Annotated in this window: 24 protein-coding genes and 1 pseudogene; 13 read left to right on the top strand and 12 right to left on the bottom strand. The window is 71.4% G+C overall.

Translation table 11 applies throughout. The features are described 5' to 3' along the window. Positions 1–4: 4 nt before the first annotated feature. The 3 genes from AB0D59_RS38210 to AB0D59_RS38200 all read left to right on the top strand — a co-directional run bounded on the left by AB0D59_RS38210 (position 5) and on the right by AB0D59_RS38200 (position 3,476). Positions 5–1,204, top strand: coding sequence for a sensor histidine kinase (locus AB0D59_RS38210; protein WP_362575467.1), 1,200 nt, complete (start codon positions 5–7; stop codon positions 1,202–1,204). After that, entirely contained in the window at positions 1,201–1,839 is a 639-nt protein-coding gene (locus AB0D59_RS38205; protein WP_362575465.1) for a response regulator transcription factor, read from the top strand. The genes AB0D59_RS38210 and AB0D59_RS38205 overlap by 4 nt, the downstream gene beginning before the upstream one ends. 335 nt (positions 1,840–2,174) lie before the next feature. Then, a complete protein-coding gene (locus AB0D59_RS38200) occupies positions 2,175–3,476 on the top strand; it encodes a cytochrome P450 (protein WP_362575463.1) in 1,302 nt (433 codons plus the stop codon). Between the two features lie 118 nt (positions 3,477–3,594). On the opposite strand, the gene AB0D59_RS38195 is transcribed toward AB0D59_RS38200, so the two are convergent. Continuing rightward, positions 3,595–4,152 (bottom strand): GNAT family protein, encoded by a 558-nt coding sequence (locus AB0D59_RS38195; RefSeq protein ID WP_362575461.1) that lies wholly within the window; start codon positions 4,150–4,152, stop codon positions 3,595–3,597. A 532-nt stretch (positions 4,153–4,684) separates the two neighbouring features. Here AB0D59_RS38195 and AB0D59_RS38190 point away from each other — a divergent pair. From AB0D59_RS38190 to AB0D59_RS38175, 4 genes and pseudogenes are all read left to right on the top strand, one after another. Further along, a pseudogene (locus AB0D59_RS38190) lies at positions 4,685–6,046 on the top strand (FAD/NAD(P)-binding oxidoreductase); the annotation flags it as partial. 249 nt (positions 6,047–6,295) lie between these two features. Beyond that, complete coding sequence (locus AB0D59_RS38185) at positions 6,296–7,321, top strand: cytochrome P450 (protein WP_362575617.1); 1,026 nt, start codon at positions 6,296–6,298, stop codon at positions 7,319–7,321. Further along, positions 7,318–7,467: a hypothetical protein gene (locus tag AB0D59_RS38180; RefSeq protein ID WP_362575625.1), complete on the top strand. Its 150-nt coding sequence runs from the start codon at positions 7,318–7,320 to the stop codon at positions 7,465–7,467. Before AB0D59_RS38185 ends, AB0D59_RS38180 begins: the two co-directional genes overlap by 4 nt. An 83-nt stretch (positions 7,468–7,550) precedes the next feature. Then, positions 7,551–8,177, top strand: coding sequence for an ATP-binding protein (locus AB0D59_RS38175; protein ID WP_362575459.1), 627 nt, complete (start codon positions 7,551–7,553; stop codon positions 8,175–8,177). Between the two features lie 28 nt (positions 8,178–8,205). Here AB0D59_RS38175 and AB0D59_RS38170 read toward each other — a convergent pair whose 3' ends face one another. Genes AB0D59_RS38170 through AB0D59_RS38160 form a run of 3 tightly spaced genes read right to left on the bottom strand, consistent with a single transcriptional unit; the run spans position 8,206 to position 9,753 of the window. Then, on the bottom strand, positions 8,206–8,619 hold the full coding sequence (locus AB0D59_RS38170) for an arsenate reductase ArsC (protein WP_362575458.1): 414 nt from the start codon (positions 8,617–8,619) through the stop codon (positions 8,206–8,208). Between the two features lie 25 nt (positions 8,620–8,644). Continuing rightward, positions 8,645–9,382 (bottom strand): MIP/aquaporin family protein, encoded by a 738-nt coding sequence (locus AB0D59_RS38165; protein WP_362575456.1) that lies wholly within the window; start codon positions 9,380–9,382, stop codon positions 8,645–8,647. Next, the gene (locus AB0D59_RS38160) at positions 9,379–9,753 is read right to left on the bottom strand and encodes a metalloregulator ArsR/SmtB family transcription factor (RefSeq protein ID WP_362575454.1); all 375 of its coding nucleotides are present in this window, start codon (positions 9,751–9,753) and stop codon (positions 9,379–9,381) included. The genes AB0D59_RS38165 and AB0D59_RS38160 overlap by 4 nt, the downstream gene beginning before the upstream one ends. 105 nt (positions 9,754–9,858) lie before the next feature. Between AB0D59_RS38160 and arsM the strand changes: the two genes are divergently transcribed. Continuing rightward, a complete protein-coding gene (arsM, locus tag AB0D59_RS38155; RefSeq protein ID WP_362575452.1) occupies positions 9,859–10,758 on the top strand; it encodes an arsenite methyltransferase in 900 nt (299 codons plus the stop codon). 182 nt (positions 10,759–10,940) lie between these two features. Here the strand turns inward: arsM and AB0D59_RS38150 are convergent, their stop codons facing one another. The 7 genes from AB0D59_RS38150 to AB0D59_RS38120 form a co-directional block, all read right to left on the bottom strand. Further along, positions 10,941–12,338 (bottom strand): MFS transporter, encoded by a 1,398-nt coding sequence (locus tag AB0D59_RS38150; RefSeq protein WP_362575450.1) that lies wholly within the window; start codon positions 12,336–12,338, stop codon positions 10,941–10,943. Between the two features lie 193 nt (positions 12,339–12,531). After that, positions 12,532–13,452: an NAD(P)-dependent oxidoreductase gene (locus tag AB0D59_RS38145; protein ID WP_362575448.1), complete on the bottom strand. Its 921-nt coding sequence runs from the start codon at positions 13,450–13,452 to the stop codon at positions 12,532–12,534. A 334-nt stretch (positions 13,453–13,786) separates the two neighbouring features. Continuing rightward, positions 13,787–14,743: a LysR family transcriptional regulator gene (locus AB0D59_RS38140; RefSeq protein ID WP_362575446.1), complete on the bottom strand. Its 957-nt coding sequence runs from the start codon at positions 14,741–14,743 to the stop codon at positions 13,787–13,789. Between the two features lie 95 nt (positions 14,744–14,838). After that, entirely contained in the window at positions 14,839–14,931 is a 93-nt protein-coding gene (locus tag AB0D59_RS38135; protein ID WP_362575444.1) for a multicopper oxidase domain-containing protein, read from the bottom strand. 19 nt (positions 14,932–14,950) lie between these two features. Then, entirely contained in the window at positions 14,951–15,106 is a 156-nt protein-coding gene (locus tag AB0D59_RS38130; protein WP_362575615.1) for a multicopper oxidase domain-containing protein, read from the bottom strand. 492 nt (positions 15,107–15,598) lie between these two features. After that, the gene (locus AB0D59_RS38125) at positions 15,599–16,246 is read right to left on the bottom strand and encodes a DoxX family protein (RefSeq protein ID WP_362575442.1); all 648 of its coding nucleotides are present in this window, start codon (positions 16,244–16,246) and stop codon (positions 15,599–15,601) included. Between the two features lie 274 nt (positions 16,247–16,520). Further along, on the bottom strand, positions 16,521–17,576 hold the full coding sequence (locus AB0D59_RS38120) for a Ku protein (RefSeq protein WP_362575440.1): 1,056 nt from the start codon (positions 17,574–17,576) through the stop codon (positions 16,521–16,523). Positions 17,577–17,628: 52 nt separating this feature from the next. Between AB0D59_RS38120 and ligD the strand changes: the two genes are divergently transcribed. Next, complete coding sequence (ligD, locus tag AB0D59_RS38115; RefSeq protein ID WP_362575438.1) at positions 17,629–18,510, top strand: non-homologous end-joining DNA ligase; 882 nt, start codon at positions 17,629–17,631, stop codon at positions 18,508–18,510. Positions 18,511–18,543: 33 nt separating this feature from the next. Here ligD and AB0D59_RS38110 read toward each other — a convergent pair whose 3' ends face one another. Then, a complete protein-coding gene (locus AB0D59_RS38110; protein WP_362575436.1) occupies positions 18,544–19,347 on the bottom strand; it encodes a nuclease-related domain-containing protein in 804 nt (267 codons plus the stop codon). Between the two features lie 115 nt (positions 19,348–19,462). Between AB0D59_RS38110 and AB0D59_RS38105 the strand changes: the two genes are divergently transcribed. From AB0D59_RS38105 to AB0D59_RS38090, 4 genes are all read left to right on the top strand, one after another. Beyond that, the gene (locus AB0D59_RS38105; RefSeq protein WP_362575434.1) at positions 19,463–19,969 is read left to right on the top strand and encodes a protein phosphatase; all 507 of its coding nucleotides are present in this window, start codon (positions 19,463–19,465) and stop codon (positions 19,967–19,969) included. Between the two features lie 111 nt (positions 19,970–20,080). Next, positions 20,081–20,830, top strand: coding sequence for a hypothetical protein (locus AB0D59_RS38100; protein ID WP_362575432.1), 750 nt, complete (start codon positions 20,081–20,083; stop codon positions 20,828–20,830). Continuing rightward, entirely contained in the window at positions 20,827–22,056 is a 1,230-nt protein-coding gene (locus tag AB0D59_RS38095; protein ID WP_362575430.1) for a HAMP domain-containing sensor histidine kinase, read from the top strand. Before AB0D59_RS38100 ends, AB0D59_RS38095 begins: the two co-directional genes overlap by 4 nt. Before the next feature lie 216 nt (positions 22,057–22,272). Then, positions 22,273–23,634 carry an FtsW/RodA/SpoVE family cell cycle protein gene (locus AB0D59_RS38090; protein ID WP_362575428.1) on the top strand — a complete coding sequence of 454 codons (1,362 nt, stop codon included), beginning with the start codon at positions 22,273–22,275 and terminating at the stop codon, positions 23,632–23,634. Positions 23,635–23,638 lie beyond the last annotated feature (4 nt).

Here is a 23,638-nt window from a genome sequence, read left to right as displayed (position 1 = left end):
CGGCATGACTGCTCTCGCCGACCCCTCGGCCGACGCCTTCTGGGCCACTTCGCTGCGCCGGTGGAACGCGGTGTGCTGGGGGCTGTTCGGTGCGATGGCCGTCGGGCTGGTGACGACCGCTCCGTCCGGCGGGAGCAAGTACAAGGCGCTCGCACTGCTCGGTTGCGTGGTGCTGTGCTACGCGGTACTCGACCGCCGGCCGGGGAATCCCGTCGTACGTCCGCGGGTCTACCTCTCGGTGCTGGTACTCGCTCTTGGCGGGCTGGCGTTCCTCGGGAGCAGTTATGCGGCACTGTTCATGGTGACGCTGCCGCACTACTGGATGTTCGGGCATACGCCCAGGGCCTCGATGGGGTTCCTGGGACTGGCCACCGGTGCCACGCTGGCCGGGAGCCTGGTCCGGCAGGGCTGGTCGGCGGAGTTCTTCGGCGAGACGCTGGTGTCCACCCTGATCGTGGTCGCGGTGGGCGTACTGATCGGCCTGTGGGCGCACTCGGTCGTCGCGCAGAGCAGCGAACGGGCGCGGCTGATCGAGGAGTTGGAGCGGACGCAGGCGCAGCTGTCCGAGGCTCACCAGCGACAGGGCGCGGCGGACGAGCGGGAACGCATCGCACGGGACATCCACGACACGCTCGCGCAGGGCTTCGCATCGATCATCGTGCTGGCGGAGGCGGCACGGGCGGGCATGTCCGACGATCCGGCACGCAGCGCCCAGCAACTGCGGTCGATCGAGTCCACCGCTCGGGAAAACCTGGCAGAGGCCCGGGAGTTGGTCGGTTCGGTGCGGCATCCGGGTCCGGGCGGAGCGACGGCCGGTTCGGTGACGCAGACTCTGCGCCGTACGCTGGACCGCTTCGCGGAGGACACCGGGCTCGCCGTGGACGCCGACCTGGCAGACCTGGAGTGCGACCAGCAGACCCGGATCGCGCTGCTGCGCTGCACCCAGGAGTCCCTGGCCAACGTGCGCAAACACGCGCGCGCGTCCACGGTCGGTGTGGTGCTGGTCCGGCGACCGTACGGAGTGGAACTGGAGATCACCGACGACGGGACCGGATTCGTGGTGGCGGAGTCGACGGGCTTCGGGCTCTACGGCATGCGCAAACGACTGGCGGAGCTGGGCGGGAGGCTCACGGTGACGAGTTCGGTGGGAGACGGGACGCGGATCCTGGCGACGATCCCCACGGCGGGCGAGGGCGAAGCATGAGTGAGGGGGTTCTGCGTATCGTCGTGGTGGACGATCACACCGTCATGCGGGCCGGAGTGGTCGCCCTGCTCGCCGCCGAGGACAGCATCGAGATCGTCGGCGAGGCGGGCGACGGGCGCGCGGGGCTAGGACTCGTCGAGCGGTACGACCCCGATGTCGCCCTGGTCGATCTGCGGATGCCCGTCCTGGACGGGGTGGCGACGACGACCGAGATCGTCGCCCGGTATCCGCGTACCCGGGTACTGATCCTGACGACGTACGACACGGACACGGAGATCGAGCGCGGTGTGGAGGCCGGTGCCATCGGCTATCTGCTCAAGGACACCACCCGCGAGCAGCTCGTCGACGCCATCCACGCGGCGGCACGCGGCGAGACGGTGCTGGCTCCCCGGGTCGCCGAGAAGCTGGTGGCGCGGATGCGGCGCCCCGTTCAGGACCCGCTGACCGACCGCGAGACCGATGTCCTCAACGCGGTGGCCGACGGCCTCACCAATGCCGAGATCGGCAGACGCCTGGTGATCGCCGAGGCCACGGTGAAGACGCATCTGCTGCGCCTGTTCGCCAAACTCGATGTGAACGACCGGACGAGGGCGGTGGTGGTGGCCATGGAGAGGGGGTTTCTGCGACGGCCTTAGAGGCGTCGTGCACGGCCCCGTGCCGTACGGGGCTCTTGCGCGCGACCGGTGACCGGAAATCTGCTCTATATCGTAGATGTGCTGTATGTGGCAATATGTCATGTGTGGCTTTTGGTGCTGAAGACAGGCGAGAGGAGTGCGTCATGATCGCCAAACTGCTCGGCAAGCTGTCCTTCACCCGCCACTACGGTGCGTACGGGGCCCACGAATGGGATGCGTACGCCGGCGACTAGGACTGACCGCACTGCCGACGGGCGCCCCTGGGCGCCCGCCAGGTCCCAGCCCCGCTGCCGACGACATCGGCCTGGACAGGTACGAGAGCCAGGGACGATCTCATGGGCCGAAGGAATGAGCCGCCGCGGTTGCCCGAAGCCGGCTTCGCGGCCTGGAGCCGCGACCGGCTGGCAGTGGCGCGCCGCGGCGCCGAGGAGTGTGGGGACGTCTGGCAGCTGGAGCCGGGCGTCTACGTAGCCGCTGCGGCCGGGCCGTGTGAAGCGGTCCTGCGCCGCGCGCAGGACTTCCCCAAGGCATCCTCGCCTCTCTTCCCGGCGTTGAAGCGGTCGGGCGGAGCACCCACACCCGAGGAGCGTGCGCACGCTCACGCCGCCCGCATGCGCGGACTACGGGCGCAGGCGGTCGCGGGCCGGATCGGTGAGATCGCGCCCCAGACCGCTCGATTCGCCGACCAGTGGCCCACGGGCCAGGACGTCGAGATTCTGCCCCCGATCCGGCACACCCTGGCAGAGATCGGCGTGAGCTACCTCTTCTCCGAAGACGCTCCCACCCTGCTGCCCTACGCCGCACAGCTCTTCCTGGCCCGGGAGGTGCTCGTACACCCCTCGCGTTGGGTATGGCCGCGCTGGATCCCCACACCGGCACGGCGGTTCCGCACCCGGCAGCAAGTCGCCTTCACCGACGCCTTGCGGCCCATCGTCCGCCGCCGTCGTTCATCGGGCCGGCTCGGTGACGACATGCTGGGACAGATGCTCCGGCCCTCCCCGCACTACGGCCTACTGCCGGAGGAGGCCATCCTCGACACTCTCCCCGGAATCACCGTCGCCACCTTCGAGACCCCTTCCCGGGCAGCCGGCTGGATCCTGCTCCACCTGGCCCGGCACCCCCAGGCGGCCGGCCGCGTCGCGGCCGAAGCCGCCTCACTGCCCGCGGACCCGCCCGCGACGACCAGCGCCCACCTCGGCAGCCTGCAATACACCCAGGCCTTGGTGAGTGAGGTGCTCCGGCTGTACCCCCCGAGCTGGCTACTGACCCGGCGCGCCCCGCGACAGACCCAGCTCGCCGACTACACGATCGACGCCGGGTCCACCGTTCTCGTCTGCCCTTACACCGCCCACCGCGACGCACGGGAATTCTCCGAGCCGGACCGGTTCCAGCCCGAGCGCTGGCTCGACGGTTCGGACTCGCCGGCGAAACCCGGGGTCTTCCTCTCCTTCGGTACCGGGCCGCATGGCTGCGAGGGAGCCTCTCTCGCCATGGCGATGCTGACGCTCCTGACCGCGCAGACCGCCCGCCGCCACCACTTGAGCGAGCCGCCCGGACCGGAACCCGGCTACCAGGTCACCACCCTCGAAGGTCTCGCAACCGTCGGCTTGCGCCTGCGCGCCACCCCGCGCGGCTGAGGGCGGTCCTGCTTTCGGCGGCAGGCCGCCTCCACCGGCGAGCGGCGTACGTCGATGGAGCGAGAGGCGTACGTCGACGGAGTTCGAGCGCCGTTCCGTACGCACCTGGACGACCGGCTCATGGTTCGCCCCTCGTGTGTCGCTGGTCGAACTCGTCGGCGAGCATGCCCAACATGACGAGGTCGTGGTGCCGGCCGGCGAGGAAAACGTGCTCCCGCAAGCGCCCCTCCTCGGTGAAGCCGAGCCGACGGAAAAGTGCCAGCGATGCCTCGTTGTGGGCGAAGACCGCTGCCAGGCATTTGTGATAGCGCCGCTCGGCGAACATGAAGCGCAGCAGCAGCACCACGGCCTCCGCCGCGTAGCCGTTGCGCCGGTGGTCAGCACCGATCGTGACATCACACTCGAACCAGCCTGAACGAGGGCCGGTGCGATGCGAGCCGACTGTGCCGACCAGCTCTCCCGTGTCCGTCGCTTCGACTGCCAACCGGAAGCGGTCGTCATCGCACTCGGCAACGGCCTGCTCCTTCGCCCAGGCACGGTAGCTCTCGGCGGACCGCGGCAGATCCAGCCGGCTCCCTCGCCGCCCGTCGTCGTCGGCGAAGCGCATGAACGCCGTCCAGTCGTCGGGCTCGACAGCGCGCAGGCGGACCCGATTTCCAGTCCAGGACGATGCCATGCCCTATTTGATCACGCTGCTGTGCGCATGAGACTGAGAGGCACACCGAGGCAGGTGCTGGGCGGGTGCCCCGGCAGCCGAAGAAGTGCGGGGCCGGGTCTCTGGCCTGCGGCCATCTCATCGATCAACGCTGGACTCGCCGGAGTCGGTGCCGCTGTTACGCTGATTCTCTGACGGTATTTCGGCACACCGTGCCGGCACGGTTTCCGTCGAAAAGGCAATCCAAAAGAGCGCGCCGCCTACGTAACCAAAATGCAGCCGCACCCAGGGATACGTCCCCAGTCAGGCGCCGATCGCCTTGGCCGCGGTGGTCCATTCCTCCCACGGAGACCCGACGAGCGCGGTGCACCCCCTCGCACTTCGCAGGGGCGGGCAGCGGCCGGCTCCTCCCCCGTTGCGCGCCGGAGTGACGCCGGCTTGAGGGTCTGCAGTTCCCACTCCCTGTGGAGGTCGGGGTGAAAGTTGTCGTTGATCTTGCGATCCTGCTCGGCCAGCAGGAGGCGCGGCACGCACCGGCGGAGGCGTCGCCGTCATGACCGGTACCGACCACCTGCGAGCGTTCAGACGCGAGGGCCGCATCGTGATCGTCGGGGCGTCCCTGGCGGGGCTGCGGGCCGCGGAGGCTCTGCGCGACGAGGGGTTCACCGGATCATTGACCATGATCGGTGACGAGTCGGGCGAGCCCTACGACCGGCCTCCCCTGTCCAAGCAGGTGCTGACGGGGTGGGTGCCCGCCGACGGCACCGTGCTGCCCCGCCGTCGTGACATCGACGCGGAGTGGCTGCTGGGCGTGCCCGCCGACGGGCTGGACCTCGCGACGAACCACGTGCGTCTCGCCGACGGCCGCGAGGTTCCCTTCGACCGGCTCCTGATCTCCACCGGGGTACGGGCCCGGCCCTGGTTCGTCGAGTCCGAGGCGGCCCTGGACGGGGTGTTCGTCGTACGGACCCGCGAGCACGCCGAGAGCCTGCGACGGGCCCTCGCCGACGGACCCTCCCGCGTGCTGGTCATCGGTGCCGGATTCACGGGCTCCGAGATCGCCTCCGTCTGCCGCGAGCGGGACATCCCGGTGACCGTCGCCGAACTCGGGCCGGCCCCGCTGGTCGGGGCGCTCGGCGCCATGATCGGCGAGGTGGCGGCCGACATGCAGCGCGCCCACGGTGTCGACCTGCGGTGCGGTGTCAACGTCGTCCGGCTGGAGGGCGACGCGCGGGGACGGTTTCGCCGTGCCCACTTCGACGACGGCAGCACGGTCGACGCCGATGTGGCGGTGGTGGCACTCGGGAGCATCCGCAACACCGAGTGGCTGCGGGAGTCGGGGCTGGCGGCGGGCGTGTGGGGAGTCACCTGCGACACGGGCTGCCGCGCCCTCGACATCAACGGCCGCGTCACCGACGACGTCTTCGCCGCGGGAGACGTGGCACGTTGCCCGAACCCCATGTACGAGGACCGGCTCATCGCGCTGGAGCACTGGGCCAACGCCGTGGAGCAGGCAGAGGTCGCCGCACACAACATGGTCAGCGCCCAGGCGGACCGCCGGCCCCACCTGTCCGTCCCGCTGTTCTGGTCGATCCAGTTCGGCGTCAACATCAAGTCCGTCGGCGTGCCGACCTTCGCCGACGAGGTGGTCGTCACCCAGGGATCCCTGGACGACCGCCGTTTCGTCACCGCGTACGGCCATCGGGGCCGCGTCACGGCTGCCGTGAGCTTCGACAACGGCAAGTGGCTGGACCACTACCGACGGTTGATCGAGACGTCCGCGCCTTTCCCGCCGCCCTGCCCCACGCCGGACCAGCCGGCCGACATGAAACCGGTGCCCGTCGACTTCCCCGGCCCCGCCCTGCTCGCGCAGGGCGCCACGGTGGTCGTCACAGGCCATGACCCGGGTGAGCGCCACGGCACGGCCGTGTACCGGCATCGGCACGAGGAGGGCCGGACGACCACGACCGGGACGGCCGGCACGCTGCGACGGATCTTCGACTACTCCGCCCGGGCCGACCCCTACCCGCTGTATGCCGAGTTGCGCAGGACGCCGGTGGCCCGGCAGGACGACGGCAGCCACGTCATCAGCACCTATCGCGAGATCACGGACGTACTGAATGACCCGCATCTGAGTTCCGACGTGCGCAATCTGTCGTGTCCGATGCCCTCGGCCGAGGGAGGGACCACCTCCGGGGCCACCTCGTCGTTCATCCACATGGACTCGCCCGAGCACGATCGCCTCCGGCGTATGGCGACGCGTCACTTCGGCCCCCCGCACACCCCTGGACTGGTGACCGGACTCGAAGGCTTCCTGACCTCCACCGTCGGCAGCCTGATCGACGATGTGGCGGGCAAGGAGCGGATCGACGTCGTCGACGACTTCGCCTTCCCGCTCCCCGTGACCGTGACCTGTCATCTGCTCGGTGTGCCACGCGAGGACGAGCCGAGGTTCCACCTCTGGGTGAACGACATCATGAACTCGATCGACTACAACCCCGAGACCGACCCGAAGGAGAGACTGGACAAGGGCGTGCAGGCCGGCAAGGACCTGCGCCAACACCTCGGCGAGCTGGTGGAGCAGCGCCACGGACGGCCGGGAGACGGCCTGCTGTCACGGCTGGCCAACGACGACGGGCCCGACGGCCGGATGGCCGACGCCGAAATCGTCGCCACCGCCAAAGTGCTCCTCGTCGCCGGCCACGAGACCGTCGTCAACCTCATCGCCAACGGCATGCTGACGCTGCTGCGCCACCCGCGGGTACTGCAACGACTGCGCGACGAACCGGACCTCGTCGTGCCGCTGGTCGAGGAACTGCTGCGCTACGAGCCTCCCGTGCAGATCATTCCCTGGCGGGCGGCGTACAGCGACATCACCGTCGCCGACACCGTCATCCCCAAAGGCTCGCAGATCATGCTCATGCTGGCCTCAGGCAGCCGCGATCCGAGGCGCTTCCACGATCCGGACCGCTTCGACCCGGATCGGCGTGACAACCAGCACCTCGGGTTCGGCAGCGGTATCCATCTGTGTTTCGGCGGCCCGCTGGCCCGGCGGGAAACCCAGATCGCGCTGACCGAGCTGGTACGCCGGCTCGACCGCCCCAGGCTGGTCGCCGACCCGCCACCGTACCGGCCCAGCCCTGTTCTTCGGGGTCCGATCCATCTGGACATCGAGCAGGGTGACGGTTGACGCGACTCAGCGCCACCGCCCTCGCCGCACCCGGCCCCGTCACCATCCTCTCCTCGGACCCCGAGGACCCGACCAGGCTGTGCGGCGGACAGGCCACCATGATCAAGATCACGCCCGCGCACCGCCACGTGGACAGTGCCGAGTGACGCCGGTCTTCGGGCCGTTTCCTGAGCGGCTGATCTCGAGGGTTCCTCGCGTGGCGGATGCGAGCCGACCGGATACTTGTCCGATGGAGGTCTCAAGAGGTTCATGGGTCAACACCACGCACGATTGGTCCAGTGCCATCGATCTGGATCATCTTGCGCATATCCGGCACAGTCCGGCGGAGTTCGCGCCGGGTGGGCCGTTGCATCTTGTCCTCGAGGTGCTTGCCTATGCCGCTGACGAAGCTTCGAGCAAGGGAGGTGGCCGTTGTCTCGTCACGCTCCATCCGGACGGCTCCCTGTCCGTGGCGGATGACGGGCGGGGCACCGATACCCGTACGAACGAACAGGGTCAGCTCGTGAAGAAACCGGTCATGGCGTCAAAGGACCTCCGGTTCTTCGACTTCCCCGGCGCGGAACTGCTTCCGGACGGCCACCCGCGTCGAGGCATGTCCGTGGTCGCGGCCCTCAGCGAATGGCTCGTCCATACCAACCGCCGCCTCGACGGGGCCTGGACCCAACGCTACGAACACGGCATCCCGGTCACCGACCTGGAGCCCGTCGAGGCCGACGGCACCACCGGGACACTCGTCCACTTCAGACCGGACGAGCCGTCTCGTTCGGTGGTGATGTCCACGGAGGGCCGGTTGAAGCGTCTGGCCATGGCCTGGCCGGACCTGGACGTTCAGGTGGACGATCGATCCGGTAGCTGACCTGGGCCACACGGACGTGGGCCGGTCCTCAGACGGGTGCCACTTCCGAGATCAGTGCGCGAACGCGCGTCTCGATCGCGTCGCGGATGGGACGGACGGCCTCGACGCCCTGGCCGGCCGGGTCGTCGAGTTGCCAGTCGAGGTACCGCTTGCCGGGGAGTACGGGGCAGGTGTCACCGCATCCCATGGTGATCACGACGTCGGACGCCTGGACGGCCTCCACTGTGAGGATCTTCGGGGTCTCGGCGGAGATGTCGACACCGGCCTCGCTCATCGCTTCGACCACGGCCGGATTGACGGTGTCGGCGGGGGCCGAGCCAGCGGAGCGGACCTCGATACGGTCGCCCGCGAGGTGGGTGAGGAAGGCGGCGGCCATCTGGGAGCGGCCGGCGTTGTGGACGCAGACGAACAGCACCGACGGACGCGAGGGGGAAGTGCTCATGACGGGTGACTTTCTCGGGGCGTGGTCAGGAGGAGACGGGTTCGGGTTCGCCGCCCGGGACGCCGATCTCGCCTTGGGCGCGGGCGGCTTTCGGGCCATGGACGGCGGCCACGACGCCGAGCCCGAGAGCGGTGCCGAGCAGTTGGGCGGCGATGAACGGGGGGACGGAGGCGGGCGCGATCCCGGCGAAGGTGTCGGTGAAGGCCCGGCCGATGGTCACCGCCGGGTTGGCGAACGACGTGGAGGCGGTGAACCAGTAGGCGGCCCCGACGTAGGAGGCCACCGCGGCCGGCGCGAGCGCGGCACGGCCGGTCCGGTTGAGGCCGAGGACCAGCAGGATCAGCCCGGCCGTGGCGACGACCTCACTCAGCCACAGGTGTCCGGCGGAGCGGTCGTGGGTGGAGAACCTCACCAGCGGCTCGCCGAACATCGCGTCGGCCAGGACCGCGCCGCCGATCGCCCCCGCGATCTGGGCGGGCAGGTACGCGGCGACGTCCCGCAGAGTGAGTCCGTCCGGGGTGTGACGTTCGGTGAGCCAGGCGGCGAGGGTGACGGCCGGGTTGAAGTGGGCGCCGGAGACCGGCCCGAAGACGGTGATCAGCACGCCCAGGCCGAAGACCGTGGCGAGGGAGTTGGCGAGCAGTTGCACGCCGAGGTCGTGCGACCGGTCGGTGGCCTGAATGCCGGAACCGACCACCACCGTCACGAGCAGCCCGGTCCCGATCGCCTCTGCGGCGACACGGCGGCCGAGGGGGCTGTTCACGCGTCGGCTCCGGCTGTCCGTGGGGTGGTCAGGAACGCGGCGAGCCGGTTCAGTACGCCGGGCAGCGCCCAGTAGTAGACCCACGTGCCGCGACGCTGGCAGTCGATGAGGCCGGCCTGCCGCAGGAGCTTGAGGTGGTGGGAGATCGTCGGCTGGGACAGGTCGAAGGCCGGGGTCAGCTCGCACACGCAGACCTCGCCGCCCTCGCCGCGCGAGGCGATCATCGACAGCAGCCGCAGCCGGACGGGGTCGCCCAGGGCCTTGAAGACCTTCGCCAGGTCGGCCGCCTGATCCTCGTCCAGCGGCGTGGCAGCCAGGCCCGGGCAGCAGGCGGTGTCCTGGGCGATCACCTCGAGCTCTTGTTTCGACATGCCTCTATGTTGACGTTTTTCGATCCAAGGCACAAGGTTGTATCAACGAATATCAATACAGGCCGTTCCGGGGCCGTGCTGCGGCCCGTCACCTGGGAGTGAGTCATGAGCGAGCAGTCCACCGACCTGCGCGAGACCGTCCGCCGGCGGTACGCGGCGGCGGCCGTGCAGGTCACCGAGGGCGGCACCGCCTGTTGCGGGCCGCAGCCGGTCGAGGTCGACGAGAACTTCGGCTCGGCCCGGTACGCCGCCGACGAGCGCGACGCACTGCCCGCCGAGGCGGTCGCCGCCTCGCTCGGCTGCGGCAACCCCACCGCCGTCGCCGAACTGCGCGAGGGCGAAAGCGTTCTCGACCTCGGCTCCGGCGGCGGTATCGACGTCCTGCTCTCCGCCCGCCGCGTCGGCCCGACCGGCAAGGCGTACGGACTGGACATGACCGAGGAGATGCTCGCCCTCGCCCTGGCCAACGCCGAGAAGGCGGGCGCCACGAACGTGGAGTTCCTCAAAGGCACCATCGAAGCGATCCCGCTTCCCTCGAACACCATCGACGTCGTGATCTCCAACTGCGTGATCAACCTGTCCACCGACAAGCCGACCGTGTTCGCCGAGGCCTTCCGCGTGCTCAGGCCCGGCGGCCGGATCGGAGTATCGGACGTTGTCGCCGATGACGCTCTCAACGCCGGACAGCGGGCCGAGCGCGGCGACTACGTCGGCTGCGTCGCCGGAGCCCTGTCCTTCGCCGAATACCGCCGGGGACTGGCAGCGGCCGGCTTCACGGACATCGAGATCACCCCGACCCACTTTGTGGCCGACGGCATGCGCTCCGCCGTCATCCGTGCGGCCAAGCCCACCACCTCCACCGTCCCGGACGCCGCCGCGACCTCGCCGGCGGACGGCTCCTGGTGCGGCGTCACCGCGTGCTGCACCCCGGCCGAGCAGGCAGCCGACCCGTCCATCACTGTCAGCACGGCCGAGAACGCCGCCGGAGGCGCCTGCCAGAGCTGACCACTCGCACCCGGCGGCAACAGCGTGGATCTCCACTGCCGGGGATGCCTCACCTGTGAGGGTCGAGACGTTCGGGAACCTGCTCGCGCCCGGCTCGCAGGTCGCGGTGGGCCATGTCGGCACCCGGCGCTCCCGCCACCCCGTCGATGACCGTCGACGCGCGCACAAGAGGGGACTGCCCGTCAGGCCGGGTTCGGGGCCTTGGAGGTGGGCGGGGTGTGGAGGGAATTCTGCCGGGTCCGCAGGGCCACCAGCGTGGCGAGGCCGGCCGCCGCCGCTCCGGCGAGCATCGCGGCGCGGTCGCCGACCGCCATGCTGCTGTGGCCCGTTCGGTCCACCGCGTCGGCGATGGCGGGAAGCAGCGCCGCTCCCAGCGCGGCGCCCAGCTGGCGGCTCATGTTGACCACGCCGCCCACCAGGCCCTGGTCGCGGTCGGCGATGCCGTTGCTGGCGGTCACCATGCTTGCGAACGCCGTACCGGCGGTGCCGAACCCGACCAGGACCACTGCCGCGAGCGGCGGACGGTAGCCGCCGCCCATCGGGAGCTGGGTCAGGACCAGGAAGCCGACGGTGGCGGCCAGGGCGGTCAGCACCAGTACGCGCTGGATCCCCACGCGTCGCGCCAGCCGGGCGCCCAGCAACCCGGTCGCCAGGCCGACGACGCCCTGCGGGGCGATCACCAGGCCGGCCGCCAGCGGGGACATGTGCAGGACTTCCTGGAGGTACACGGAGAGCACCAGCATCTCCCCGCCGTTCCACAGGCCGAGCAGCATCATCAGGGTGCCGGCACTGCGCAGCCCTCGGGTGCGCAGCAGCGCCGGCCGCACGAGCGGATCGGCACGCCGTTGCTCGACGGCGAAGAACGCCACGGTCGCCAGGGCCGAGAGCCCGAGCGGAACCAACACGCCGGCGGATCCCACGCCGGTGCCCCCGGCCTGGGAGACCGCGAAGACCAGCGCGGCGACGGCTCCCGTGATGAGCGTCGCGCCGACGGTGTCCAGGTGCCGCCCGGTCCGGCGCAGCCTCGACTCGTGCAGGAGACGGGGGGCCAGCAGCAGGGCGGCCAGCCCCACCGGGACGTTCACCAGGAACACCGAGCGCCAGCTGAAGAACTCCACCAGGACACCGCCGAGCACCTGGCCGGCGACGAAGCCGACCGACGCCGTCGCCCCGTACAGGCCCAGCGCGCGGGTGCGCCGGGGGCCTTCGGGGAAGCCCGTGGTGATCAGGGAGAGCGCGGCGGGCGCGACCATCGCGGCACCACAGCCCTGCACCGCGCGGGACATGATCAGGAGCAGTGGGTCGTGCGCGAGCCCGCCGGACAGCGACGCGGCGGTGAAGACGCCGATCCCGGCCATGAACAGGCGCCGCCGCCCGTAGAGATCCCCGGCGCGGCCGCCGAGGATCAGCAGCCCGCCGAAGGTGATCGCGTAGGCCGTGACCACCCACTGCACCGACGTGGCCGAGATGCCGAGCTCGTGCTGGATCGACGACAGGGCGACGTTCACGATGCTGAAGTCGAGCACCACCATGAAGGACGCGACGAGGATCAGCGCGAGTCCCAGCCGTTGGTGCGCCAAGGCAGGGGCGGGGGCCGGCGTGCCTGCCGTCGGGCTCGTGTCCCCGGGGGGCCGTGTCGGGCCGTTCTCCTGATCGCTTCGGGTGGCCGGCCCAGCTGCTGCGGTCATCACCGGGGTCCTCTCTCTCGTGGAGCCCCCGCGCAGCCCTACGCGGGGCTGGTGCGGGGCTGGTGCGGGGCTGGTGCGGGGCTGGTCAGGCGGCGGTGTACACCGCGGCCAGATCGTCGTCGGCGTGCCTCGCCGCGGCGAGCCGCCAGCGGGGCAGCAGCGCCTGGGTGAGCGCGAGTTCGGTACCGCTGGCCTGCGCGGCCCGCACCGCCAGGTCGGCGTCCTTGAGCGCGTGCTTGAGCGCGAACGCGGGGGTGAAGTCACCGGTCAGCATGGTGGTGGCCTTCTGCACGGCGTACGGCGCCCCGAGCGGCGTCGACTGCAGCAGGTCCACGATCGCGGTCGGGTCCAGACCGAGCCGGCGGGCGAAGGAGAGAGTCTCCGCGGTGGTCTCGGCGAGGTCGACGAGCCAGTTGTTGAGCACCAGCTTGGCGCTGGTGCCGGCGCCGGCCGGGCCCAGCCAGACGGTGGCCCTGCCGACCGCGCCGAACACCGGGGCGAGGACGTTCCGCATCCGGTCCGGGCCACTGGCCAGCACGATGAGCTGCCCGGCCCGGGCCGGGCCCTCGCTGCCGGAGACCGGGGCGTCCACGAACGTCACCCCGTGGCGGGCGGCGATGCGGCCGAGCCGGGCCGTCCAGTCGGCTCCGACGGTCGCCATCTGCACCCAGACCAGCCCGGGTGCACCGGCCAGGAAGCCGTCAGGCCCGGTGGCCGCCTGTTCGGTGGCGGGACCGTCGGCCAGCATGGTGACGAGGATCCCGGCGCCCCGGACGGCCTCCGCCGGGCTGGACGCTACGGCGGCGCCCGCGCCGGTGAGGAGTGCGGCGCGGTCGGCGGTCCGGTTCCACACCCGTACGTCGAAGCCGGCGCGGGCCAGACGGGCGGCCATCGGGCCGCCCATCCGGCCGGTGCCCACGAACGCGATCGGCGGCGTCGACGTCGCGGGGTGGCGACCGGGGCGGTCGGGGGCGGTGTCCTGTCGTACGGTCGAGTTGGGCCTCATGGCATTCCCTCCGGCGGTGGTGGGGTTGGTACTTCGACCCTCGCAACCGCGGAAAGCCGCTGGTAGTGGCCTCACCCTTGCCTGGGTACAAGCCGGGCTTGTACCGGATCGCAGGCATCGACGGCCGGAAAGGCCGGACGACCGGAAAGGCCGGGCGACCGGACGAACCACGGCCACTCCCGGGTCGGTTCGAGCCGGGAGTGGCCGCCGCCGGCGACGGCCCGTCAGGCCGCAACGCCGAGCGGCCGCAACACACACCAGCGATAACGGCGATAACACCGCGACAGCCACAACGGCGATACCAACACCGCTCTACGACCCGCTGCCGCCCCGGTCAGTGGGCTGGGCCGCTGCGGCGCTGCTGGTGCCGGCGGGTCAGGATGTGGGCGATCAGATCGCGGGCCGCGCCGCTGGGTGGGGCCGTGGCGCCGTCCCAGACGGCGCGCAGGGTTCGGCGCAGGTCCAGTTCCGGTGTCTGTACCGCGACGAGCCGGCCGCTGGCCAGGTCGTCGGCGACGGCCAGTTCGCTGATGACCGCGGGCGCCGCACCGGCCAGCGCGGCCGAGCGGATCGCCGCGGTGGTGGAGAGCGACAGCGCCGCGGGGGCCTGCGGGGCACCGGGGCCGAGTACGGCGGTCAGCGCGGCGGCGAAGGTGTCCCGGGTACCGGAGCCGCTCTCCCTGCTCACCAGCGGGGTGCCGGCCAGTTCGGCGGCGCTGACGGGCCGTGCGCATGCCCACGGGTGACCTGGAGCGACGACCACCGTGAGCCGGTCGTGGCCGACGGTCCTGCCGTGCAGCCCGGCGGGCTCGTGCGGGCCCTCGGTGAAGCCGATGTCGGCGATGCCCTCGGTGACATGGGTGATGACCATGGCGGAGTTGGCGTAGGTCAGTACGATCTCCGGGGCGTGCCTGCCCTGCGGGGTCTCCGCGCGGAAGGACGCCAGCCAGCCGGGCAGGAGCAGCTCGGAGATGGTCGAGCTGGCGCTGACCCGGAGCCGGGCCCGCTGGCCGGCCCGCAGTGCCGTGATCCCGGCGTCCATTTCGGCCGCGACCTCCAGCAGCCGGGCGGCCCACTCCGCGACCATGACACCTTCGACGGTCAGGCTGGACCCGCGCGGAGTCCGGTGTACGAGGGTGACCCCGGTCTGCGCCTCCATCGCCCGGATCCGCGCCGAAACGGCCTGCTGGCTCACCCCGGCCTTGCGGGCGACGCTGTTCAGGCTGCCTTCCCGGGCGACCCCGAGCAGGAGTTCCAGCGCGGCCAGGTCGGGGATGTGCGTGCTGAGCATCGTCCCAGCCCTCCCAGCTGTGAGCCAGGGTTCCTGCCCCTCAAGCGTACGACCGCCACCACGGCCCCAACCGTGGCGGCGGTCCGCCGTGGGGATCACTTGCCGGGCGCGTCCTCGCGGGGCGCGACGATGTCCAGGACGGCCATCATGCCCATGTCCTCGTGGTTGAGGATGCGGCAGTGCAGCACGGTCTTCCCGGTGAAGTCGTTAGTGGATGCGGATGACCGCCTTGCCGCGCACGGGCACGTCGATGGTGTCGTACCAGCCGTGGGACGGGTCGTGGGGCTTCCCGTCGATGCTCATCAGCTGGAAGTCGTCGGTGTGGATGTGGAAGGAGTGGGTCTCGTCGGAGTCGCTGCGGATGGTCCACTCCTCGACGGTGTCGAGGGTGCCGGTGAAGTCGATTGGTGTCCTGGTCGAAGCCGCGGTCCGGCGGCGGGACTGTGGCCGGCCGCCGATGCGGACTGCCGGGTGCGGGGGGAGTCTCCGGCCGGTGTGCGGCCCCCGCAGCCGGCCAGCCAGCCGGTGGTGAGGAGCAGGCCGGCGACGGGCAGGGCCAGCGAGGAACGGATGCGGGGCCGGGTCACTTCTCTCCCAGGGAAGCCGAGCGACCGGGCGGCGGTTTCACGCCCTGAGGGTCGACGTCACGACGGTCCGCCGGCGGACCGTCTGCCGGAATGCAGCAGAAGGGGCCCGGCCCCTCGGCATGCCACGCGCAGGAAGCGGCGGCAACCGCTCAAGGCGGCAGGACTTCCACACGGATGGCGGCAGTCCCGCGCCCAGTGGCCGCCGTAGCCGTAGCCACCCAGTCCGCCCTGGTCAGGATGGGACGGGACAGGACGGGACAAGACGCGTTCAGATGCTCAGTGCGATCGCGGCACCGATGCCGCCCAGACCGAGCGCGACGGCTGCAGCGAGCCAGCCGTCCGAGCGCCAGGGGAAGAACCGGTCGAGGGACACCCGGCCCGGGCCGATGGCGGCGAGGGCGAGGACGACGATGCAGATGGTGACGCTGTACTCGACTCCGTTGTTCTGGACCCACAGGCCATGAGCACCGCTCACGGTCGCCATGGCGTTAATCATCACGCCGATGATGGCGGCGGCCGCCAGCGGAGTGAACAGCCCGACAGCCAGACCGAGGCCCCCGGCGAGTTCGGAGAGACCCCCGATCACGGCGAAGACCTTGCCCGGGTGGTAGCCCAGGTCGTCGAAGCTTCTGCCGGTGGCCGCCAGACCCGGTCCTCCGAAGATGCCGAACAGCTTCTGCGCACCGTGGCCGGCCATCAGCAGGCCGAAGGTCAGCCTGATCAGCAGCAGTCCGCACTCACCGGCGGAGAGCCGGAGAGCCCTACCGGCGGTATGTGTCCCGCCCGGCGGGCCCGAGGCGGCCCTGGCCGGATCGGCGGGCCTGCGGACCTCCGCCACGGGGCCCGCGGGGGCGCGTGCCTGGGTCAGTGACAGGACACGGGTTCTACCGAAGGGGTGGAGATGCAGAGCGCGCATGACAATGCCTTCACAGGTGAGAACGAGCCGGTCTGCCCGCCGCGTAGCGGACCCTCCCCTGCCACCCAGCATTGCGCCATTGCCTCACCATATCCACCGATATGTTGAAATATGTATTATTTCGATCGCCGATAACGAGTACGACGCGGCTCGGCGCCCAGCGGGCGCGGTGCGCGACGGGGCCGGACGGCGTCGGGGAAACACACGGTGACGGGTCGTCAGAGAAGCCCGGACGCCCGTCGGACACGGTGCCGCGGCACCCGACGGGGGCGTTTCATGCGGAGCGTTTGCGAGGTGAAGCCGTCTTCTTGGCCGCCGGCTCCTTGGCCGTCGACTTCTTCGCCGTCGTCTTCCTGGCCGTGGACTTCTCGGCCGACTTCTTGGCCGTCGACTTCCCGGCCGACGTCTTCGCGGCTGTCGTCCTCTTCGCGGTCGTCGCCTTCTTCGCCGCCGTCCGCTTCGTCGCCGTCTTCTTCGCCGCCGCCCTCGGCCTCTTGCCCGGCATCGGCGTGACCTCCGCCTCCGCCTCCGCCTCCTCGCCCCGCGGCTCCTCGCCCCGCGACTCCTTCGCCGCGCGGACGCTCTTCTCCAGGGCCGCCATCAGGTCGAGCACCTTGCCCCCCTTCGCCGGTTCGGGGGTCTCCGGTGGGGCCTCACCGGCCGCCTTCGCCGCGATGACCTCCTCCAGGGCCGTCCGGTACTCGTCGTGCAGGTCTTCCAGGTCGACCTCGCCGAGGGTGTCCATGAGGGCGTCCGCGAGGTCGAGTTCCTTGTCGCGGACGGTGACGTCGACGTCGGGGGCGACGCCTTCCGGGGCGCGGACCTCGTCCGGCCAGAGCAGGCCGTGCATGGCGATGGCGTCGCCGACCACCCGGAGCATGCCGAGGCGTTCCCGGCCGCGGAGCGCGTACTTCGCGATGGCGACCTTGTGGCTGCGCTTCAGGGCCTCGCGGAGGAGCGTGTACGGCTTGGCGGCAGGGGCGCCGGAGGCCGCCAGGTAGTACGCCGCGTCCATCTGGAGCGGGTCGATCCGGTCGGCCGGTACGAAGGCGACGATCTCGATGGTGCGGGCGGTGGGGAGGGGCAGGTGGGACAGGTCGTCGTCGGTGATCGGGATGATCGTGCCGTCCGCGTCCTCGTACCCCTTGCCGATCTCCGACTGGGTGACCTCGCGGTCATCCAGCTCGCAGACCTTGCGGTAGCGGATCCGGCCGTTGTCCTCGGTGTGGACCTGGCGGAAGGAGATCGAGTGGCTCTCCGTGGCGTTCACCAGTTTGATCGGGATGCTGACGAGACCGAAGGAGATCGCGCCGTTCCATATGGATCGCACCTGCGGCTTCCTTCCGTCCGGATACCCCTCATTTGTATGAGATTGTCATCGTATGACGCCGATCGCAGAGGTGGACGGGCGGAGGGTCGCGCTCAGCAACCTGGAGAAGGTGCTGTATCCGGCGACCGGGTTCACCAAGGGCGAGCTGCTGCACTACTACGCGACGTCGGCCGAGGTCCTGCTGCCGCATCTGCGGGACCGGCCGGTCTCGTTCCTCCGGTACCCGGACGGTCCTGACGGCCAGGTGTTCTTCACCAAGAACGTGCCGCCGGGTACGCCCGAGTGGGTCACCACCGCCGAGGTGCGCCGGTCGGAGGGGCCGGCCCGGATGGTGCTGGTGCAGGACCTGCCGAGCCTGATGTGGGCGGCGAACCTGGTCACCGAGTTCCACACGCACCAGTGGCTGGTGCGGACGCCGGACGAGGCCGACCGGATCGTCTTCGACCTGGACCCCGGGGCTCCGGCGACGGTGGTGGAGTGCTGCGAGGTCGCGCTGTGGCTGCGGGAGCGGCTGGCCGCGGACGGGATCGAGGCGTACGCCAAGACGGCCGGGTCGAAGGGGCTCCATCTGCTGGCGGGGGTGCGGGGGGCGTCCAGCGAGCGGGTGAGCCAGTACGCGAAGGAGCTGGCCGTGGCGGCGGAGCGGGCACTGCCGCGGCTGGTGGTGCACCGGATGACGCGGAGCCTGCGGCCGGGGAAGGTGTTCGTGGACTGGAGCCAGAACGCGGGGCGGAAGACGACGGCGACCCCGTACACGGTCCGGGCGCGGCGAGAGCCGATGGTGTCGGCGCCGGTGACCTGGGAGGAGGTCGCGGAGTGCCGGCGGGAGGAGGACCTGGGGTTCCGGGCCGGGGACATCGCGGGGCGGGTCGAGGAGTACGGGGACCTGCTGGCGCCGCTGCTGGACGCGGGACGGGCGGCGCCGCTGCCGTGAAAGGGGGCTCCGGCGGGCCGCACGGGCCGGGAGTTACACCCTCCCCCACGTGTTGCGGTCCCGCGCCATCGCGTGCAGTGCCTCGACGTCCGCCGGCTTGAGGACCCCGCCCAGGCGGGACAGGCCCTCCAGGTCCCGGTCGCGGAGGATGCGAACCTCGCGGGGCGGGGCCGCCAGCACGACGTCGGCCGGGTCGGTCAGGGCCAGGACCGGGTGGACCTCGGCCGTCAGGGCGTAGGAGGCCCGGTCGGCGTCCGCGCGCAGCCGGCGCAGCAGCGGCCGGGGGTCGCGGCGGCCCAGGGTGACCATCGGGTCGGCGACCAGGACCTTCCGCTTGCGGGCGTAGAGCGCGTGCACGCAGAAGAGGCCGCCGGGGCCGATCAGCAGATGGTGGAGGCGGTCGCCGCCGGGGAGCGGTACGGAGTGCAGGGCGTGCCAGCCGGCGCCGTCCAGACGGTCCAGCGCGTCGCCGACGGTCTGCTCGGCGGTCAGGGCGCGGCGGCGCGGGTCGGGGCGGAGCCGGTGGGCCGGGCCGGGGTCCCGGTCGAGAGCGATCAGCAGCGCCTCGCCGGGGCGGTTGGGCGCGAGGTCGTCGTCGGGGTGCAGGGTCAGCCGCGCCAGTTCGGCGGGTGTGGGCACCGGCGGCGGGCCGATCGTGACCGGGCCGGTCAGGAACGGCCGGAGGGTCTCGAGTACGTCGTCCTGGCGCTCCTCGCTGAGCAGGTTGACCCGGCCCGCCTCACGGTCGTACCAGGCGATGTTCCGTCCGTCCGTGAGGCAGACGTACAGCCGTTCCTGGCCCTGGCGCCAGGTCGGCACGACGCGCAGTCCGCTCATTTCCACATCACCCCTCGACCATGGGAACAGGCGGGGTGCTCCGCGGGCAAGAACCCGGCTACCTTTGACAGGGGTTGACAGGCGGGGGTTGGCGCGCGGGAGCGGGGAGGCGCCGGTGCGGATCCGTGGAGAGCAGAACGACGTTCCGGCTCCGGACAGCCCGTGGAGCGAGGTGCTGCCCGGGCTGTGGATGGGCGGCCACGAGTTCCGTGGGCGTGCGGGGCAGCTGGAGTCCGCTGTCGTGCGGGACGAGTTCGATCTCGTGCAGAGTCTGCTGCGGCTGCCCGGGCACGGCCCGGACACCGGGGTCGAGCATCAGGTGTGGCCGATTCCCGACGGGCCGCTGGACGGTACCCAGCTGGCGGGCGTGATACGGCTCGCCCGGGCGGCCAGTGAGGCCCTGGACGCCGGACGGTCGGTGCTGGTGCGCTGCTACAGCGGGTACAACCGGTCGGGGCTGGTGATCGCGCAGGCGCTGGTGCACCGGGGGCGTACGGCCGAGGAGGCGATACGGCTGGTGCGGGCCCGGCGCTCGCCCTGGGCCCTGCACAACGAGCTGTTCGTCGCCTATCTGCGCGCCGGTCTGTCCACCGCCCGGCTGCTCGAGGAACTCGCCGAGTAGCCTCTCCCCTGCACCGGCCACCCCGGGGTGCAAAAAGGACTTCCCTACGAATCCGCGAATAAGGTGTACGGGGCTCCGAGACCCACAATCCCCGAACCGCCCAGGAGCAGTGTGCCGACCCGTCGTCCCGTCCGTACCGCCCTCGCCGCGGCCGCCGTCGCCCTGCTGGCGGCGGCGCTGGCCGGTTGTGGCGACTCCGGCGGGCTTCAGGAAGCCGGGGCCACCCCGACCGCGGTCAGCCCCGTGAAGCTCTGGCCCGACCTGCGGCCGGCGTCCAGCCCGGCCTGGCCCTACGACGAGGGCAGCGCGAAGACGGTCAAGGGCGTCACGGTTCCGGGCGACGACATCCGCGAGGTCGATCCGGTGGCCGTCGTACGGGCGGAGATCGCCTCGGGCTCGGCGGACTACGGATCGAAGGGCGCCTACCACGAGACCTCGAACCGGATGACGGAGTGCGCGGCCGGGGGCGGCGGGGCGCGGTGTCCGCTGCTCAAGCCCTACTACCGGGATCTGACCGGGGACGGGCGGGACGAGCTGACGCTCGGCTTCCGGCTGTATCCGACCAACCAGACCGCGCTGCGCGTGTACACCGTCGAGAAGCACCGGCTGGTGGAGGTGCTGGAGGACAACGACGCGATCATCGGCGTCGAGCTGGCCGGGCGGACGGTCATCGTGCGGTCGCCGGCCGGGATCACCGGGTACGAGTACCGGACGACCTGGGCGTGGGATCCGGAGCAGAAGGCGATGGTGTTCTCCCGGGACGAGTTCCTGCGCACCGGCAAGGCACGGCACAGCCGCACTCCGGCGCCCTCCGCCTCCTCCGCCGCCGCCTCTGCCGCCGCCTCCGCGAGCGCGCGATGAGGCTCCCCCGCTGGGCCGGGACGCTCGCGGCGAAGTCGGCCGCGTTCATCACGGTGATGTGCTGTGCGCTGGCCGCGCTGCTCGGCGTGCTCGTGCACGTGTCGGTCACCGACCAGACCGTCGCACAGGCCCGTGACCAGGCACTGTCCCGGCTCGCGGACGCGACGACCGCGTACCAGGCGGGCGACGCGCTGCTGCCGGGCTCCGCGATCGACCCGGCGGGCCTGCCGCCGCGGCTGCGGGCGCTGGCGGTGGCCGGGGAGCGCGGCACGATGGTCGCCAGGGACGACGGCCGTCCCACGATGTGGGCGGCGGGCCCGGCCGACCGGAACCAGGCGCTCGCGGTGGCCGTCGACTACTCCCAGCAGGCTCGTACGATCGCCGGCCTCGACCGCTCCATCGTCTGGTCGTCGGCCCTCGCCATCGGGGCGACGCTGCTGGTCGGCGCGTTCGCGGTGACCCGGGTGACCCGGCGGCTGCACGGCACCGCGCAGGTGGCCCGGCGGATCAGCGCCGGGGACCTGGACGCCCGGGTGCACGACCCCCGGACGAAGGACCCGACCCGGCCGCAGGACGAGGTGGCCGCGGTCGCCGCGGCGCTGGACGGCATGGCCGCGTCGCTGCAGAGCAAGCTGCTGAGCGAGCAGCGGTTCACCGCCGACGTGGCGCACGAGCTGCGGACACCGCTGACCGGGCTGCACGCGGCGGCGGAACTGCTCCCTCCGGGCCGGCCGACGGAACTGGTGCGGGACCGGGTCGCCGCGCTGCGCACGCTCACCGAGGACCTGCTGGAGATCTCCCGCCTGGACACCGGCCGGGAGCGGCTGGAGGCCGACGCTGAGGCGCTGGGCGCGCTGGCCGAGCGGGTGGTGCGGGCGTCCGGGACGGAGACCGAGGTGAAGGTCGTACAGGACATGTGGGTGGAGACGGACCGGCGGCGGCTGGAACGGGTGCTGGGGAACCTGGTCGCCAACGCGCACCGGCACGGGCGGGCACCGGTGGTGCTGACGGTGGAGGGGAAGGAGGTCACCGTACGGGATCACGGGGGCGGGTTCCCCGAGTACCTGGTGACCCACGGCCCCCAGCGGTTCCGGACGGAGGGCGTCACCAAGGGGCATGGGCTGGGGCTGACGATCGCGGCGGGGCAGGCGGAGGTGCTGGGCGCGCGGCTGTCGTTCGGGAACGCGATCGACGGCGGGGCCGTGGCGACACTGACGCTGCCGTAGGGGGCTGCGGGCGGTTCGCACGGCTGCGGTCGTGTGGGGGTTGCTCGCACAGTTCCCCGCGCCCCTTCAGGTGGGACCACCGCAACCCCCTAAGGGGCGCGGGGAACTGCGCGACCAGCCCCCACGCACCCGCACATCCACACTCCGCACGCCACGCTGGCGCCGACGGCACCCCTACAACGCACACAACTGCCACTATTTGGGTAAGTTCCGGACATGACCAAGGCCGGAACCACCCTCACGGCGTCCGCGGCCCCGGCCGCCCCCGTGCGTCTCCCCCGGCGCCGCGGCATCGAACTCGCCCTGATCGTGCTGGCCGTGCTGCTCTCCGTGTACGGCTACTGCGCGGTCGGCCTGGCCCGGACCGGCACCGTCCCGCCCGGCGCCGCCGGTTACGGCGCCGGCCTCGGCGTCCTCGCCCTCGTCGCCCATCTCGCCGTCCGCTTTCGCGCGCCGTACGCCGACCCGCTGCCGCTGCCGATCGGCGTGCTGCTCAACGGACTCGGCCTGGTCCTGATCTACCGGCTGGACCTGGGGACCCCCGGCGACCGGGCGGCCCCCGCCCAACTCGTCTGGTCCACCCTGGGCGTCGGCCTGTTCATCATGGTCGTGCTGATGCTGCGCGACCACCGTCTCCTCCAGCGCTACTCCTACGTCTGTGTCGCCGCCGCGCTCGTCCTGCTGCTGCTCCCGATCTTCTTCCCCGCCGTCAACGGCGCCCGGATCTGGATCCGGATCGCCGGATTCTCCATCCAGCCCAGCGAGTTCGCGAAGGTGCTGCTCGCGGTCTTCTTCGCCGCGTATCTGGCCGCCAACCGCAACGCGCTCGCCTACGCCGGCCGCCGGCTGTGGTTCATGCAGTTCCCGACGGGGCGGGTGCTCGGCCCGATCGTCACCATCTGGCTGGTGAGCGTCGGCGTCCTGATCCTCGAACGCGACCTGGGCACGTCCCTGCTCTTCTTCGGCCTCTTCGTCGTCATGCTCTACGTCGCCACCGGGCGCACCGGCTGGATCGCCGTGGGCCTGCTGCTCGCGGTGCTCGGCGCGGTCGCCGTCGGCCATCTGGAACCGCATGTCCACGGCCGGATCGAGGACTGGCTGCACCCCTTCGCCTCGATCGACGCCGGGCAGGGTCCGAACCAACTCGCCCAGTCCCTCTTCGCGTTCGCCGCCGGCGGGGTGCTGGGCACCGGACTCGGCCTCGGCCACTCGGTCCTGATCGGCTTCGCCACCAAGTCGGACTTCATCCTGGCCACCGCGGGCGAGGAGCTCGGTCTCACCGGACTGTCCGCGATCTTCCTCCTCTACGGCCTGCTCGTCGAGCGCGGCTACCGGGCCGGCCTCGCCCTGCGCGAGCCCTTCGGCCGGCTGCTGGCGGTCGGGCTGGCCTCGATCGTCGCCCTCCAGGTCTTCGTCATCGCGGGCGGGGTGACCGGGCTGATCCCGCTGACCGGCATGGCGATGCCGTTCCTCGCCCAGGGCGGCTCCTCGGTGGTCACCAACTGGGCCATCGTGGCGCTGCTGATCCGGGTGAGCGACTCGGCCCGCCGCCACTACGACGGACGGGTGGCCCCATGAGCCG

This window comes from Streptomyces sp. NPDC048417 (assembly GCF_040651615.1).
Taxonomy (GTDB): domain Bacteria; phylum Actinomycetota; class Actinomycetes; order Streptomycetales; family Streptomycetaceae; genus Streptomyces.
This window is presented reverse-complemented; position numbering and strand designations above follow the sequence as displayed.

Bases quoted from the DNA above. Each gene is read 5' to 3' on its own strand.
- AB0D59_RS38160 (WP_362575454.1), bottom strand. From the start codon at position 9,753: ATGTCGAAACAAGAGCTCGAGGTGATCGCCCAGGACACCGCCTGCTGC.
- AB0D59_RS38140 (WP_362575446.1), bottom strand. From the start codon at position 14,743: ATGCTCAGCACGCACATCCCCGACCTGGCCGCGCTGGAACTCCTGCTC.
- AB0D59_RS38110 (WP_362575436.1), bottom strand. From the start codon at position 19,347: ATGAGCGGACTGCGCGTCGTGCCGACCTGGCGCCAGGGCCAGGAACGG.
- AB0D59_RS38175 (WP_362575459.1), top strand. From the start codon at position 7,551: ATGGAGGTCTCAAGAGGTTCATGGGTCAACACCACGCACGATTGGTCC.
- AB0D59_RS38125 (WP_362575442.1), bottom strand. From the start codon at position 16,246: ATGCGCGCTCTGCATCTCCACCCCTTCGGTAGAACCCGTGTCCTGTCA.
- arsM (WP_362575452.1), top strand. From the start codon at position 9,859: ATGAGCGAGCAGTCCACCGACCTGCGCGAGACCGTCCGCCGGCGGTAC.
- AB0D59_RS38185 (WP_362575617.1), top strand. From the start codon at position 6,296: ATGCCCTCGGCCGAGGGAGGGACCACCTCCGGGGCCACCTCGTCGTTC.
- AB0D59_RS38170 (WP_362575458.1), bottom strand. From the start codon at position 8,619: ATGAGCACTTCCCCCTCGCGTCCGTCGGTGCTGTTCGTCTGCGTCCAC.
- AB0D59_RS38205 (WP_362575465.1), top strand. From the start codon at position 1,201: ATGAGTGAGGGGGTTCTGCGTATCGTCGTGGTGGACGATCACACCGTC.
- AB0D59_RS38200 (WP_362575463.1), top strand. From the start codon at position 2,175: ATGGGCCGAAGGAATGAGCCGCCGCGGTTGCCCGAAGCCGGCTTCGCG.
- AB0D59_RS38090 (WP_362575428.1), top strand. From the start codon at position 22,273: ATGACCAAGGCCGGAACCACCCTCACGGCGTCCGCGGCCCCGGCCGCC.
- AB0D59_RS38195 (WP_362575461.1), bottom strand. From the start codon at position 4,152: ATGGCATCGTCCTGGACTGGAAATCGGGTCCGCCTGCGCGCTGTCGAG.
- AB0D59_RS38095 (WP_362575430.1), top strand. From the start codon at position 20,827: ATGAGGCTCCCCCGCTGGGCCGGGACGCTCGCGGCGAAGTCGGCCGCG.
- ligD (WP_362575438.1), top strand. From the start codon at position 17,629: ATGACGCCGATCGCAGAGGTGGACGGGCGGAGGGTCGCGCTCAGCAAC.
- AB0D59_RS38210 (WP_362575467.1), top strand. From the start codon at position 5: ATGACTGCTCTCGCCGACCCCTCGGCCGACGCCTTCTGGGCCACTTCG.
- AB0D59_RS38145 (WP_362575448.1), bottom strand. From the start codon at position 13,452: ATGAGGCCCAACTCGACCGTACGACAGGACACCGCCCCCGACCGCCCC.